The organism is Pseudomonas sp. P110(2024) (assembly GCF_057480795.1).
On sequence record NZ_JBLIYT010000001.1, the window covers coordinates 464,254 to 479,345 of the forward strand.

The window sequence follows — 15,092 nt, forward strand, 5'->3', positions numbered from 1 at the left end:
CCCTAATCCAAACGCCCCCTGCCGCTCACCCAACGGATCTTCCATGCGTCTGTTTCACACCTCCGACTGGCACCTGGGCCAGAGCCTGCATGGCCAGGAACGCGATTTCGAACACGCCTGCTTCATTGACTGGCTGCTCGGCCAGCTGCGCCTGCGCCAACCCGACGCGCTGCTGATCGCCGGCGACATCTTCGACACGGTCAACCCGCCGGTCAAAGCCCAGGAGCGTCTCTACGACTTCATTGTCCAGGCCCACGAGCAACAGCCCAAGCTGAATATCGTGATGATCGCTGGCAACCACGACTCCGGCTCGCGCATCGAGCTGCCGGCGCCACTGATGCGCCGCCTGCGCACCCACGCCCTGGGCCGGGTGCACTGGCTAGACGAGGGCCAGCTGGACACCGAGCGACTGCTGATCCCGTTGACCAACGCCCGGGGCAAGGTCGGCGCCTGGTGCCTGGCCCTGCCCTTCCTGCGCCCCGCCGAAGTCACCGGCCCCGCGCTGGGGGACGACTACCTGCAGGGCATCAACCAGGTCCATGAGCAACTGATCGCCGCGGCGCAGAAGAAGCGCAAGAAAGACCAGGCACTGGTCGCCATCAGCCACGCGCACATGGCCGGCGGCAGCATCTCGGAAGACTCCGAGCGCAGCCTGATCATCGGCAACGCCGAGGCCTTGCCGGCCAGGCTGTTCGACAAGGCCATCAGCTATGTCGCCCTCGGCCACCTGCACAAGCCGCAGAAGGTCAACCGCGAAAACCGTATCCGCTACAGCGGCGCGCCGATCCCGTTGTCGTTCGCCGAGATCAACTACCCGCACCAGATCCTGGAGGTGGAGCTGGACGGTGCCGAGCTGGTCAGTGTCGAGCCGCGTCCGGTGCCCCGCGCGGTGGCCCTGCAACGGGTCGGGCCGGCGCCGCTGGGCGAATTGCTCGAACAGCTCGGGCAACTGCCGGTGATCGACCTGCTCGAAGACCCCAACCGCCAGCCCTGGCTGGAAGTGCGTGTGCGCCTGGACGAGCCGCAGCCCGACCTGCGCCAGCAGATCGAAGACGCCCTGCAGGGCAAGGCCGTGCGCCTGGTACGCATCAGCGCCGAATACGCCGGCAGCGGCCGCGCCGAGGACGACGAGCACGCCTTCGTCGAGCTGGCCCAGATGACCCCGCAGGACCTGTTCGGCCGTGCCTGGGAGCAGGCCTATGGCAACCCCGCCGACGACCAGGCCCTGGCCGATTTCGCCGAATTGCTGCAGGACGTCCTGCAAGAGGAGGAGCAGGCATGAAGATCCTCGCCATCCGCCTGAAGAACCTGGCCTCGCTGGCCGGCCCGATCGATATCGACTTCACCGCCGAGCCCCTGGCCAGCGCCGGCCTGTTCGCCATCACCGGCCCCACCGGCGCCGGCAAGAGCACGCTGCTCGACGCCCTGTGCCTGGCGCTGTTCGGCAGCGTGCCGCGCTTGAACGACATCGCCCGGGAAGCCAAGGTCCCGGACGCCGATGGCGAGATCCCCACCTCGGATCCGCGCAACCTGCTGCGTCGCGGCACTGGCAGCGGCTTCGCCGAGGTCGATTTCGTCGGCATCGACGGCGGCCGCTACCGCGCCCGCTGGGAAGCCAACCGCGCTCGCGAAAAGGCCACCGGCAAACTGCAGAACAGCCGCCAGAGCCTCTACGACCTGGACAGCGAGCAACTGCTGGGCAGCGGCAAGAACGAATACAAGCAACTGGTCGAGGCGCGCCTGGGCCTGAACTTCGAGCAGTTCACCCGCGCGGTGATGCTGGCCCAGAGCGAATTCGGTGCCTTCCTCAAGGCCGACGACCGTGAGCGCAGCGAACTGCTGGAAAAACTCACCAACACCGCGATCTACACCCGCCTGGGCCAACGCGCCTTCAGCAAGGCGCGGGAAACCGGCGAGGTTCACAACGACCTGAAGAAGCAGGCCGAGCACCTGCTGCCAATGGAAGCCGAAGCCCGCGCCGCCCTCGACCAGGCACTGGAACAGGCCCAGCAGCAGCTCAAGGCCGAACAGGCGCGCCAGCGCCAGCTGGAACAGCAGCGCACCTGGTTTGCCGAACAGCAGCGCCTGCAGGCGCTGCACAGTGAAGCCGGCACGGCCCTGCAAAACGCGGAACACGAGTGGCAACAACTGGCCGATCAGCGCGTCGACCTGCAACGCCTGGAACGCCTGGCGCCCCAGCGCCACCAGTTCCACCGTCAGCAGCACCTGGCCGCGCAACTGGCCCCGGTACTGGCCGATATCGACCAGCAACAGCGCCAGCACACCGAACTGCAGCAACACACCGACGCGCTGCAGCTGGCCCTGGAAACGGCCCGCCAGCACCTGATCGAGCACCAGGCCCTGCACGGCGAAAACGCCCCGCGCCTGCGCCAGGCCTTTGCTGCCCAGGGCGACCTGGCGCGCCTGGACAAGGAGCTTGCCGAGCAACGTGAAGCCTGCACCCGGGTCGAACAGGAAGTCGGTACAGCCCAGCAGCAACTGCTGCAGCTGGAGGACAGCCAGCAGCGCAGCCTGCAACAACTGGCTCGGATCGACAGCGCCCTGGCCGAGAGCGAAGCACTCGGCAGCCTGGCCGACGCCTGGCAGGCCTACCTGCCGCAGCTCAAACAGGTGATGCTGATCGGCGGCCGCCTGGCCAAGGGCCGCGAAGAGCTGCCCGCCCTGCAGGCCCAAGCCAGTCAGGCCAACGCCCAACTGCAAGCCCAGCGCGAGCATTTCGAGTTGCTGTTCCGCGAGGCCGGGGCCGAACCCCAGGCGCTGGCCGAGCAGATCGACCTGCTCGGCGCCATGCTCCAGGACAACCGTAAGCAGCAACGCGCGGTCGAGGAGCTGTCGCGCCTGCATGGCCGCGAAATGGAACTGCGCAACGGCCTCGATGCGCTGCGCGAGCGCCAACAATTGGCCATGCAGCAACGCCAGCAACTGATCGGTGAAGGCACGGCGGCCAAGGCCGAACTGGAGGGCGCCGAGCAGGCGCTGACCCTGACCCGCCAGTTGCTCGAGCGCCAGCGCCTGGCCCGCAACACCAGCGTCGAGGAACTGCGCGCCCAGCTGCGCGATGGCGAGCCCTGCCCGGTGTGCGGCAGCGCCGAGCATCCGTTCCATCAGCCCGAAGCGTTGCTGCAAAGGCTCGGGCGCCACGACCAGGCCGAGGAAGCGGCGGCGCAGCAGCAGGTCGAACAGCTCAATACCCGGTTGGTGGAGCTGCGCACCCAGCTGGGCGTGGTCAACGCCCAGCTCAAGGATTACCAGCAGCAACAGCAGCAGTTGGGCGAGCAGCTGCAGCCCGTCCTCGAGCAGGTCCAGGCCCATGCCTTGTGGCCAGCGCTGGCGCCGCAGGACGACAGCGGCCGGGGCAAGTGGCTCGACGGCCAGTTGCGCCGCCTCGGCGACGAGATCGACCGCGACGAGAAACGCCAGGGCGCCCTGCTCGCCCTGCAAAAGGACGCCGCGCGCCTCACCCAGCAATTGCAGGCCGCAGGCGAAGCACAGCAACAGGCCCAGCGCCACCTTGACCAGCAGCACCAGGCCCTGGCCGCCGACGAGCAGCAACTCGCGCAGGCCCTCGAAAGTCTCGAAAGCGTGCTGCCCCCGGACATTCTCCAGGCCCTGCGCGACGACCCGGCCAATGCGTTCCTCGGCCTCGACCAGCAGATTGCCCAACGCCGTCAGCAACTCGACCTGCGCAAGGACGAGCAGGAAGAACAGCAGGCTCGCCAGGTCCAGCTGGACAAAAAGCGCGATCAGCAACAGGCGCGCCTGCACAGCCAGCAACAGCTGCAACAGAAGCTTGCCGTGCTGGACGAACAACGCCGCCAGGCCCAGGCCACCCTGGGCGAACTGCTCGGCGATCAGCCCAGCGCCGAAGCCTGGCAGCAGCACATGGACACCCAGCTGGAGCAGGCCCGCGCCGCCGAGGCAGACAGCGCCCGGCAACTGCAGGCGCTGCACACCCAAGGTGTGCAACTGGCCGGCGAACTCAAGGCCAACCAGCAGCGCCAACAGGCACTGGAGCAGGAGCACCAGCAGCTGCAGGGCGAAATCGCCCAGTGGCGCAGCGAACACCCGGAACTGGACGACGCCGGCCTCGACCGCCTGCTGGCCATCGACGACAGCCAGGTGGGCGAGCTGCGCCAACGCCTGCAGGCCGCGGAAAAAGCTGTCGAGCAAGGCCGCGTGTTGCTAGGGGAGCGTGAGCAGCAGCTGCAGCAACACACCGCACAGGCCCACGGCGAACTGTCCGTCGAAGCGCTGGAAACCGCCCTCGCCGAGCTGGCCGTGCAGCTGTCAGCCCAGGAGCAGCAATGCGCTGAGCTGCGCGCCCAACAAGCCGAGGACCAGCGCCGGCAACAGGCCAGCCAGGCCCTGGCCGAACAGATCGACCAGGCCTACCAGCAATGGCAACGTTGGGCACGCCTGAATGCATTGATCGGCTCGGCCTCGGGCGATGTGTTCCGCAAGATCGCCCAGGGCTACAACCTCGACCTGCTGCTGCACCACGCCAACAGCCAGTTGCGCCAGCTGGCCCGGCGATATCGCCTCAAGCGCGGCGGCAGCGCCCTGGGCCTGCTGGTGCTGGACACCGAGATGGGCGACGAGCTGCGTTCGGTGCATTCGCTGTCGGGCGGCGAGACCTTCCTGGTGTCGCTGGCCCTGGCCCTGGGCCTGGCATCCATGGCGTCGAGCACCCTGCGTATCGAATCGCTGTTCATCGACGAAGGCTTCGGCAGCCTCGACCCCGAGTCGCTGCAACTGGCCATGGACGCCCTCGACGGCCTGCAGGCCCAGGGGCGCAAGGTGGCGGTGATCTCCCACGTGCAGGAGATGCACGAGCGCATTCCGGTGCAGATCCAGGTGCGCCGCCAGGGCAATGGCCTGAGCGACGTGCAGGTGTGCGGGTGATCCTCTACTCGTTCCGCCGCTGCCCCTGGGCCATGCGCGCGCGCCTGGCCCTGCGCTACGCCGGCTGCGACGTACAGGTCCACGAGGTGAAGATGAAGGAAAAGCCGGCCGAGCTGCTGGCACTGTCGCCCAAGGGCACGGTGCCGGTGCTCGATACCGGGGATGCGGTGCTGGAGGAAAGCCTGGACATCATGCGCTGGGCGCTGGCCCGACATGACCCCGAGGACTGGCGCCTGCAGGCAGACCCCGCCGCCGCGCGGCAGGCCGAAACGCTGATCGCGCGCAACGATGGCACCTTCAAGGCGCAAGTGAACTTGTACAAGTACGCCGAGCGCTACCCCGAGCACACCCGGGCGCACTACCGCGCCCAGGCCGAGCCTTGGCTGGCCGAGCTGGAACGTCTGCTCGAAGGCAGACCCTATCTGCTGGCCGCTCACCCAAGCCTGGCCGACGCCGCCTTGCTGCCCCTGATGCGCCAGTTTGCCGGGGTCGAACCCGAATGGTTCACCGAGGCGGCTTATCCGCGGTTGCGCAGCTGGTTGCAGGGCTGGCTGGCATCGCCGCTGTTCAAGGCCGTGATGGCCAAGTGAGACAGCGTGTCGCTCAAAGCGCCAGGATCGGCGCGGACATCAACAACAGCACTACCGCCGTGATACGCCACATCATGCTCTGCCCCTTTGGCGAGTCAAAAATTTAGCGTCAAATTAAATCACATGGCGTTGTGCTATTACCAATGGCTTTACACACTCAATTGGCATGCTTGCTCAGGGCGGCGTGGAAATGCGCGCTCTGCTGCAGGTATTTCTGGGTGTAGCTGTGGGTGTTGGACGCCTTGGCGCTTGGCTCCAGCTGGGCGTGGGCCGGCAGTACGACGGAGGCGGAGATGGCGGAAGCGGCGATGACCGGGAAGAGATTGAAGTTCATGTGGGCTGACCTCGACTTCGGTGGTTGACGTTGGCCCCTCGGGGGTCTTGGGTCAAAACTTACGCCGATGGACTCGACCACTGAAATTCATTGCAGCAGTAGCGATTATCACGCCTATCGATAATTGGAAGCCCCCCTGTGGGAGCGGCCTTGCGTCGCGAAAGGGCCGCACAGCGGCCCCGGCGATTCTTGCGTCAACGCTGAAACTCTGGGGCTGTTACGCAGCCCATTCGCGACGCAAGGCCGCTCCCACAGGGGGCGAGACAACCCGGCGGAGGATGATCACTCCAGAAACTTGAGGTCCGAAGGCGCCTGCTGGGGCAGTTTCTGCACCGTATCCCCCAACTTGCCGCTGCGCGGGTCGCGGCGCATGACCACGATCTGGTTGCTCTTCTGGTTCGCCACCAGCAGGTAGTTGCCATCCGGGTCGAGGGCAAACTCCCGGGGATGGTCGCCTTCCACCGAACGGCGCTGCAGCAGGGTGAGCCGGCCATCGTCCTTGCCCACGGCATACACCACGATCTCGTTGGCCGTGCCACGATTGCTGACATAGAGGAAACGCTCATCGGCCGACAGGTGCAGGCCGCCCGCGGCCTTCGCCGCGAAGTCCTTGCTTTCGGTCAGCGGCAGGCGCTGGCGCTCGGTCAGCGCGCCGTCCTGCACATCGAACACCACCACCTCGGCGCTCATCTCCAGGGTCAGGTAGGCATGCCGGCCCTTTGCGTCGAACAGCAGGTGACGTGGGCCGCTACCTGGTGGCAGTGTCACCGAGGGCGGGATCGCCGGGCTCAGCGGATGCTCGGGGCTGGCGCCGTCATAGCGGTAGATGAACACCTTGTCGGCGCCCAGATCGCTGGCGTACAGGTGGCGGCCATCGGGCGACAGCACCAGCGAATGCACATGGGCACCGGCCTGGCGCTCGGGATTGACCTGGCTCGGCGCATGCCGGGCCTGCTGCACCACCGGCTTGAGCTTGCCGTCGCGAGCCACCGGGATCACCACCAGGCTGCCACCGGGGTCGGGGGCTACGGCGTAGTTGGCGACGAACAGGTAGCGCTGGTCGTGGCTGAGGCTGGCGTGGGTCGGCTCGTCACCCTCGCTGGGCACCTGGTTCAGCAGCTTGATCTCGCCCTGCTTGCCCAGCGAGAAACCGCTGACCTGGCCCTTGGGTGTTTCATTGACCGCGAACAACTGGCGCCGGTCGGCGGACAGCACCAGCCACGAAGGGCTGACGCTCTTGACCACCTGCCGGGGCGTGGCGTCGATCTGACCGGTGCGGGCGTCGAAGTCGTAGCGGTAGATCCCTTCGCTGCCATTGTCGGTGTAGCTGCCCACCAGCAACGTGGCGGCCTGGGCGTTGACTGAAAACGCCATGAGGCTAGCGCTCAGCAGGTGGGTCCATTTCCTGTTCATCGTCTTCTTCATCCGGGGCACGAAAAGCACTCATACAGACTAGACGATGCTCGCCTTCGTCACTGGCCAGGCTCCAGTCGTCGCCCGCGCCGGTGGCGGCGGCGACCTGGTCGGGGGTGAAGGACCAGCGACGCAGCTGGCGGCCGTCCATGCATTCGATAGTGAGGCCGGATGCGTCGAAGGTGAAGTCGAAGGCGTGCAGGCCATCGATCAGGAGCATGTCGCAGGATGCGAGGGCGGTGGCGAGGGTGGTCATGGAGGCACCGATTGAGAAAATGGCCGCCATTATACGCATCGCGGGGCAAGCCCGCTCCCACGCCATGTAGGTCGTGGGAGCGGGCTTGCCCCGCGATCAGGCCCAGGTCAGTGAGCGAAGATCGAGCCACCCTCCTTGCCCGCCAGTTTCTCCGGCTTGATCAGGAACCGCGCCAGCGCCGGCAGCAGCCACAGGGCGCCGAACATGTTCCACAGCAGCATGAAGGTCAGCATCAGGCCCATGTCGGCCTGGAACTTGATGGCCGAGAAGATCCAGGTGCACACGCCGATGGCCAGGCACAGGCCGGTGAACAGCACCGCCTTGCCGGTGGAACGCAGGGTCTCGTAGTAGGCCTCCTGCAACGGCAGGCCGGCACGCAGGAAGCTCTCCAGGCGGCTGTAGATGTAGATGCCGTAGTCCACGCCGATGCCCACGCCCAGCGCCACCACTGGCAACGTGGCAACCTTCACGCCGATGCCCATGAACGCCATCAAAGCGTTGCCCAGCACCGAGGTCAGCACCAGCGGCAGGACGATGCACAGCGTCGCGGCGAACGAGCGGAAGGTGATCATGCACATCACCGCCACGCAGATATAGACCAGGATGAGGATGGTCAGCTCGGCCGACTTGATCACCTCGTTGGTGGCCGCCTCGATGCCGGCGTTACCCGCCGCCAGGAGGAACTGCAGGCCTTCCTTGTTGTGGCTGTCGGCAAAGGCCTTGGCCGCGGCGGTGACCCGCTCCAGGGTCTCGGCCTTGTGGTCGTTGAGGAATACCAGCACCGGCGCCAGCGAGCAGTCGGCGTTGTACAGGCCGTCGGCGCGGGCGATCGAGTTGTTGAGGATGTCCGGGTTGCGCGACAGGGTCTCCCATTTCAGGCTGCCCTCGTTCATGCCCTTGATGACCTGTTTCGACACGGTCACCAGGGAGATGGTCGACTGCACCCCCGGGGTGTTGTCCATGGTCCACATCAACTCGTCGATCGGCGCCATGGTCGAGTGGATCGAGCAGCTCTCGGCCGGGGTCTTGACCATGATCACCAGCACGTCGGAACTGGTCGAGTAGTTGCTGATGATGAAGCTGTTGTCCTGGTTGTAGCGCGAGTCCGGGCGCAGCTCCGGCGCGCCCTGGTCGAGGTCGCCGATCTTCAGGTTCTGGCTGTACCAGAGGCCGCCAACGAAGGCCAGCAACGCCAGTACCACCGACACCGGCGCTACCTTGGCACTGGCGAAGTTGGACAACAGGCGCCAGAACGGGTGCTCGCGGGTGGCGTCCTTCTTGCTGCGGGCGATGGCCTTCTGGCTGATGCCGACGTAGCTGATCGCCACCGGCAGCAGGATCAGGTTGGTGAAGACGATAACCGCCACGCCGATCGAGGCGCCGATGGCCAGCTCGCGGATCACCCCGATGTCGATGATCAGCAAGGTGATGAAGCCCACGGCGTCGGCGAGGATGGCGATCATCCCCGGCAGGAACAACTGGCGGAAGGTGCGCCGCGCCGCGGTCAGGGCGTTGTCGGCGTCGCTGGACTGCAGTGCGATGCCGTTGATCTTCTGCACCCCGTGCGAGATGCCGATGGCGAAGATCAGGAACGGCACCAGCATCGAGTACGGGTCCAGGCCAAAGCCCACCGCATGCATCAATCCCAACTGCCAGACCACCGCCACCAGGGTGGTGATGAGCACGGCGATGGTGCTGCGGATGCACCAGGTGAACCAGTACAACAGCGCCCAGGTAATCACCAGCGCCACGCCGAAGAACATCGCCACCATCACCAGGCCGTCGATCAGGTCGCCGACCTTCTTGGCGAAGCCGACGATATGGATCTTAACGTTGGGGTTCTGCGCCTGGAACTTGTCGCGGATCTTCTCTTCCAGCTGGTGCGAGAACTGCTGGTAGTCGAGCTTGACCTGGCGCCCCGGGTCCTGCGGGTCGGGGTAGCTTTCCAGCAGCGGGATGTCGATGATGCTGGACTTGAAGTTGTTGGCCACCAGGCGCCCGACCTGGCCGGACTTGAGCACGTTGTCGCGCAGCGTGTCGAGGCTGTCCTGGGAGCCGTTGTAGGTGTTGGGAATCACCTCGCCGCCGGAAAAGCCTTCTTCGGTGACCTCGCTCCAGCGCACGCTGGGGCTCCACAGCGACTTGAGGCCGGCGCGGTCGACGCCGGGGATGTAGAACACCTCGTCATGGACCTGACGCAGGGTCTCCATATAGTCCTTGTCGAAGATGTCACCCTTGGTCGACTCCACCGACACACGCACGGTGTTGCCGAGGTTGGCCAGGTCGTTGCGGTGCTCGAGCATCTGTTCGATGAACGGATGTTGCAGCGGAATCATCTTCTCGAAGCTGGTGGACGGGCGAATCTGCGTGGCCTGCCAGAACAGGAAGATGCTCACCAGCACGCAGATGGCGATGACAATCGGACGGTTGTTGAAGATCAGGCGTTCCAGCAGGGTGGCCTTGTCCTTGTGCTGCATGTCGAAACTCTCCCGGCTGGTCATGGACGCGCCTCCTGGGTACCGTCGGCCGAGGCCAGGTGCACGCCCCCTTGCCCGACCAGCAGCAGACCGCCACCGCCCAGGCCGCTGACGCCCGACAGGGCGATGCGATCGGCGCGGTTGCGCACGCTGAAAGTCTGCCCGTCATCATGGCTGCGCAGCACGCTGCCGCCGTTGCCGACCAGCACCAGGCTGCCGTCTTCGAGAAGCGTAGCGCTTGCCAGGCCGAATTCGAGCGGGCCGCGTTCGGCCTTGAGCTCGATCGGCTGCCAGCTGTCGCCGAAGTCGGTGGAGCGGAACAGGTTGCCGCGCAGACCGAAGGCCAGCAGGGTGTTGGGCTGAGCGGTGCCGATCACGCCGAACAGCGAGCCCTCGTAGGGGCCTTGGACCTTGGTCCAGCTCTGGCCGGCGTCGCTGGAGCGAAACATGCCGCCCTGCTCGCCGACGATGAACAGGCCGGCGTCCTTCACCAGAGTGATGGCGTTGAGGTGCAACTGGTCGGGGTTGTCCAGACGCTCGGCGACATCCTGCCAGTGCTGGCCGCCATCGAGGGTTTCCAGCAAGGCACCGTAGGCGCCCACGGCGAAGCCGTGCTGCGGGTCGAGGAAACGCACATCGAGCAAGGGGGCTTCGCGGGACAGGTCTTCGAACTGCTTGCTCCAGGTCGCGCCGCCGTCGCTGCTGGCGAGGATCTGCGCGTCATGGCCGACGGCCCAGCCGCGCTTGTCGTCGAGGAAGAACACGGCGGTGAGCAGTTGCCGGGTGGGGACCCGGGCCTGGGTCCAGGTCTTGCCCTGGTCGTCGGAGAACAGGATGTGGCCGCGATCACCGACCACCACCACGCGCTGCCCGGCGTGGGTGGCGCCGATCAGCAGGCTCTGGCTGGCCTTGGCCGACTCCACCGAGTATTCCTCGGCGGCCACCGCCGCCAGGACATGCCCGGACCCGATCCCCAGCGTCAGCGCCAGCATAGCGCTGGCCGCCAGGCTGTAGCGTGCCCTTGGCCGCTCTCTCATGACTGCCCCCTGTTGTGTTCTTGTGGTGGGTCAATCTATTGCCAGGCACTGCGAAAACCCTGTTCCAGAGCCCTGGAATAGCTTCGAGCCATCGTATCGGGGTTGTTCGGCGAAACACAACGAGCGGGACGTTATGTTTTGTTAACCACGAGAACAATTGGGGCCGCCTTGCGGCCCATCGCGACGCAAGGCCGCTCCCACAGGATATGCGCCAGTTCTGCCCTGGCGCCATCCCTGTGGGAGCGGCCTTGCGTCGCGATGGGCTGCGCAGCAGCCCCAATGTCTACCAGGCTTACGCCAGGCTCTTGCTCACCACCTCATACACATCGCTGGACAGCGCCCCGGACGCGAGAATCCGCTCCAGCTCGCCCTTCATCAGCGCCTGGCGCTTGTCGTCGTACTTGCGCCAGCGGGTCAGCGGGGCGAGTTGACGCGAGGCGATCTGCGGGTTCAGCGCGTTGAGCTCGATCACCAGGTCCGCCAGGAAGCGGTACCCCGAACCATCGGCGGCGTGGAAGTTGACCAGGTTCTGACCGGCGAAGGCACCGACCAGCGCGCGCACCTTGTTCGGGTTCTTCAGGGTGAAGGCCGGGTGCTGCATCAACGCCTGGACCCGCGCCAGGCCACCCGGCAGGGTGCTGGCCGCCTGTACGCTGAACCACTGGTCCATGACCAGCGGGTTGTCCTTGAAGTGCTCGGCGAAGGCTCCCAGCGCCTTGGCCCGCTCGGCCTCGAACGGCGAATTGACCAGCACCGCCAGGGCGGTGAGGCGCTCGGTCATGTTGTCGCAGTGCTCGAACTGTTCCAGGGTCGCCTCGAGCACCGGCGCCTTGGCGGTCAGCATCAGGTACGACAGGGCGATGTTCTGCAGGCTGCGGCGGGCGAAATGCTCGGCCGAGGCCACATAGGCGGTCTTGCGCGAGACCTCGCGGTTGGCCTGGTAGCGCGCCCACAGGGCGTCGAACAGCTGCTCGGCGATCTGCTGGCGGGCGAACTCGCGGGCGGCGTGGATCGCATCGACATCGGCCACCTGGCTGATCTCGGTGAGGTACGCCTCGCCCGGCAGCGAAAGCATCTCCGCGACCATGGCCGGGTCCAGCGCCTGATTGCCGAGCACGGTGCCCAATGCAGTGATCAGGCGCTGGTCGAGCGTGAGCGCTTCGCCCCGCTGGTGCTGGCCGATCAGCTCCTGCAGCACCTGTACCGACAGCTGCTGGCCCGCTTCCCAGCGGTTGAAGCCGTCGCTGTCGTGCTGCATGAGGAACATCAGCTGGTCACGGTCGTACGGGAAGCTCAGCTTGACCGGCGCGCTGAAGCCGCGCAGCAGCGACGGCAGCGGCTTGGCCTTGATCCCCTCGAAGGTGAAGGTCTGCTCGGCCTCGGTCACCGACAGCACGCGGCTGCTGCCGACGGCCTGCGCCTCGCCCACCAGGCGCAGCGGCAGGTCGTTGCCTTCGGCGTCCAGCAGGCCCAGGGCCACCGGGATCACGAACGGCAGTTTCTCGACCTTGTCCGGGGTCTGCGGGCAGCTCTGGCGGAAGGTCAGGCTGTAGGTCTGCGCGGCGGCGTCATAGGCCTCGCTGACTTCCAGGCGCGGCGTGCCGGCCTGGCTGTACCAGCGCTTGAACTGGGTCAGGTCGACGCCGTTGGCGTCTTCCATGGCCTTGATGAAGTCGTCGGTGGTCACCGCCTGACCGTCGTGACGCTCGAAGTACAGGTCGCTGCCCTTGCGGAAGCCCTCGGCGCCCAGCAGGGTATGGACCATGCCCACGACCTCGGCGCCCTTCTCGTACACGGTCAGGGTGTAGAAGTTGGAGATCTCGATGAAGCTCGCCGGGCGCACCGGGTGGGCCATGGGGCCGGCATCCTCGGCGAACTGGTGGGTGCGCAGGTAGGCGACATCCTCGATGCGCTTGACCGTGCGCGAGTTCATGTCGGCGCTGAACTCGGCGTCGCGGTACACCGTGAAGCCTTCCTTGAGCGACAGCTGGAACCAGTCGCGGCAGGTCACGCGGTTGCCCGACCAGTTGTGGAAGTACTCGTGGGCGACCACGCCCTCGACCCGCTGGTGGGCGGCATCGGTGGCGGTCTCGGCGCGGGCCAGCACGCAGCTGGAGTTGAAGATGTTCAGGCCCTTGTTTTCCATGGCGCCCATGTTGAAGTCGTTGACCGCGACGATCATGAAGATGTCCAGGTCATACTCACGACCGTAGACTTCCTCGTCCCAGCGCATGGACTTCTTCAGGCTGACCATGGCGTGGTCGCACTTGTCGAGGTTTTCCGGCTCGACGTAGATGCGCAGGGTCACGTCGCGGCCTGACTGGCGAACGAACGTGTCTTCCTTGCACCAGAGGTCACCGGCCACCAGCGCGAACAGGTAGGCCGGCTTCTTGAACGGGTCTTCCCAGGTCGCCCAGTGGCGGCCGTCCTCGCCCGGGCCGCTGCCGACCGGGTTGCCGTTGGACAACAGCACCGGGTAGCGATGCTGCTCGGCGATCACCGTGGTGGTGAAGGTGCTCATCACGTCGGGGCGGTCGAGGTAGTAGGTGATCTTGCGAAAGCCCTCGGCCTCGCACTGGGTGCAGAACATCTTGCCGGACTTGTACAGGCCTTCCAGCGCGGTGTTGCTCTCCGGGTGGATCTTCACGCTGGTGTCCAGGGTGAAGCGCTCGCCCTTCGGCTGCACGGTGAGGCTATCGTCGTCGAGCTGGTAGTCGTTGGCGTCCAGCGCCTGGTCGTCCAGCTGCACGCTCAGCAGTTCCAGGTGCTGGCCATCGAGCACCAGCGGCGGCAGGCCGGCGCCGCGCTCGGGGTTGCGGCGCATGACCAGCTGTGCATGGACCAGGCTGTGGTCCTCGAACAGTTCGAAGGTCAGGTGGGTCTCGTCGATCAGGTACTCGGGGGCCTGATAGTCCTTGAGGTAGATCACTTGCGGTTGTTCGGTACGCATGGTGACGATCCTTTTACTGGAGCACGGCCAGCTGGTAGGCCGTGTACTTGCGAATATTGATCACGCCGGTGTCGAAGATCAGGTACTGGCCCTTGATGCCCAACAGCGTGCCTTCCACGACCGGGTCCTTGTCGAGGTTGAAGCTGACGATCTTTTTCGGGTAGGCCTCGACCGGGTAGCGCATCTGCATCACCTCGGCGTCGGGCAGCGGCTGGATGGCCTGCAACCCGAAGCGCTCCTGCAGGCCGCGAATGCCGTCGGCGCAGGCGTCGAAGATCTGTTCGCGGATGGCCGGCAGGTCGAGTACCTCGGCATCGCCCTTGAGCAGCGCGCGCCAGTTGGTGCGGTCCGGTACCTGGCTGCGCAGCACGTCCTCGACCAGCCCGGATTGCTGGCGGGTGGCCACGCGCATGATCGGCAGCGCCTGGCTGGCGCCCTGGTCGAGCCAGCGGGTGGGCAGCTGGGTGGCGCGGGTGATGCCGACCTTGATGCCCGACGAGTTGGCCAGGTACACCACGTGGTCGGTCATGCAGAACTGCTCGCCCCACGAAGGCTCGCGGCAGGTGCCTGCGTCGTAGTGGCATTTCTCCGGGGCCATGATGCACACATCGCACTGGGCCAGCTTGGTCATGCACGGGTAGCAGTATCCCTGGCTGAAGCTGGTCTTGGTGCGTTTGCCGCAATGGGTGCAATGGATCGCCCCGAGGTATTCCAGACGGATCGACTGGCCGATCAGCGGATTGACCGGCACCTCGGCGTCATCCAGGCGGAAACTGTATTGAACGACCGGTGCGTCCAGGCGTACCGCCATCTTGCTCAAAGAGCCACGAGCGAGTTCGATCAATGTAGCGAGTCCGACTTGAACAGGATGTTGGCGATCGGCGCCGACTTCGAGGCGCACTCCTGCGGGCCCATGTAGCCGGTACGCTGCTCTTCGGGGAGGTTCTTCATCTCCCAGGCGATCACCGCCTGCAGCGACAGTTCCTTCTGTTCGGCGGTCAGCTTGCGGCCGTCGGACCATTTGCCGATCTCCACGGCCGTCTTCAGGCTCTCGTAGATCTCGGGGGTGATGTTTTCGATCATTTGCGCGAAAGTGGACATGCTGTCTCCTC

General features: G+C 65.8%; 11 protein-coding genes. 3 read left to right on the plus strand and 8 right to left on the minus strand.

What is annotated here, in order from left to right; translation table 11 throughout:
- Positions 1–43: 43 nt before the first annotated feature.
- Genes AC25ND_RS02280 through AC25ND_RS02290 form a run of 3 tightly spaced genes read left to right on the plus strand, consistent with a single transcriptional unit; the run spans position 44 to position 5,513 of the window.
- Positions 44–1,282 carry an exonuclease SbcCD subunit D C-terminal domain-containing protein gene (locus AC25ND_RS02280; RefSeq protein ID WP_486976071.1) on the plus strand — a complete coding sequence of 413 codons (1,239 nt, stop codon included), beginning with the start codon at positions 44–46 and terminating at the stop codon, positions 1,280–1,282.
- Positions 1,279–4,923 carry an AAA family ATPase gene (locus AC25ND_RS02285; protein ID WP_486976072.1) on the plus strand — a complete coding sequence of 1,215 codons (3,645 nt, stop codon included), beginning with the start codon at positions 1,279–1,281 and terminating at the stop codon, positions 4,921–4,923. Before AC25ND_RS02280 ends, AC25ND_RS02285 begins: the two co-directional genes overlap by 4 nt.
- Positions 4,920–5,513, plus strand: coding sequence for a glutathione S-transferase (locus AC25ND_RS02290; protein WP_028692921.1), 594 nt, complete (start codon positions 4,920–4,922; stop codon positions 5,511–5,513). Before AC25ND_RS02285 ends, AC25ND_RS02290 begins: the two co-directional genes overlap by 4 nt.
- A gap of 157 nt (positions 5,514–5,670) precedes the next feature.
- Here AC25ND_RS02290 and AC25ND_RS02295 read toward each other — a convergent pair whose 3' ends face one another.
- The 8 genes from AC25ND_RS02295 to AC25ND_RS02330 form a co-directional block, all read right to left on the minus strand.
- Positions 5,671–5,847 (minus strand): hypothetical protein, encoded by a 177-nt coding sequence (locus tag AC25ND_RS02295; protein ID WP_236180368.1) that lies wholly within the window; start codon positions 5,845–5,847, stop codon positions 5,671–5,673.
- Positions 5,848–6,129: 282 nt separating this feature from the next.
- Entirely contained in the window at positions 6,130–7,260 is a 1,131-nt protein-coding gene (locus AC25ND_RS02300) for a lactonase family protein (RefSeq protein WP_486976073.1), read from the minus strand.
- The gene (locus tag AC25ND_RS02305) at positions 7,226–7,516 is read right to left on the minus strand and encodes a DUF5629 family protein (RefSeq protein ID WP_213884110.1); all 291 of its coding nucleotides are present in this window, start codon (positions 7,514–7,516) and stop codon (positions 7,226–7,228) included. Before AC25ND_RS02305 ends, AC25ND_RS02300 begins: the two co-directional genes overlap by 35 nt.
- Before the next feature lie 107 nt (positions 7,517–7,623).
- A complete protein-coding gene (locus AC25ND_RS02310; RefSeq protein WP_486976074.1) occupies positions 7,624–10,017 on the minus strand; it encodes an efflux RND transporter permease subunit in 2,394 nt (797 codons plus the stop codon).
- On the minus strand, positions 10,014–11,030 hold the full coding sequence (locus AC25ND_RS02315) for a WD40/YVTN/BNR-like repeat-containing protein (protein WP_486976075.1): 1,017 nt from the start codon (positions 11,028–11,030) through the stop codon (positions 10,014–10,016). The genes AC25ND_RS02310 and AC25ND_RS02315 overlap by 4 nt, the downstream gene beginning before the upstream one ends.
- Before the next feature lie 292 nt (positions 11,031–11,322).
- Positions 11,323–13,980, minus strand: coding sequence for an aminopeptidase N (gene pepN / locus AC25ND_RS02320; RefSeq protein ID WP_279153550.1), 2,658 nt, complete (start codon positions 13,978–13,980; stop codon positions 11,323–11,325).
- A 13-nt stretch (positions 13,981–13,993) separates the two neighbouring features.
- Positions 13,994–14,824, minus strand: a complete 831-nt coding sequence (locus AC25ND_RS02325; protein ID WP_062363869.1) for a DUF2797 domain-containing protein — start codon at positions 14,822–14,824, stop codon at positions 13,994–13,996.
- On the minus strand, positions 14,821–15,081 hold the full coding sequence (locus AC25ND_RS02330; protein ID WP_207852464.1) for a YeaC family protein: 261 nt from the start codon (positions 15,079–15,081) through the stop codon (positions 14,821–14,823). Before AC25ND_RS02330 ends, AC25ND_RS02325 begins: the two co-directional genes overlap by 4 nt.
- Positions 15,082–15,092 lie beyond the last annotated feature (11 nt).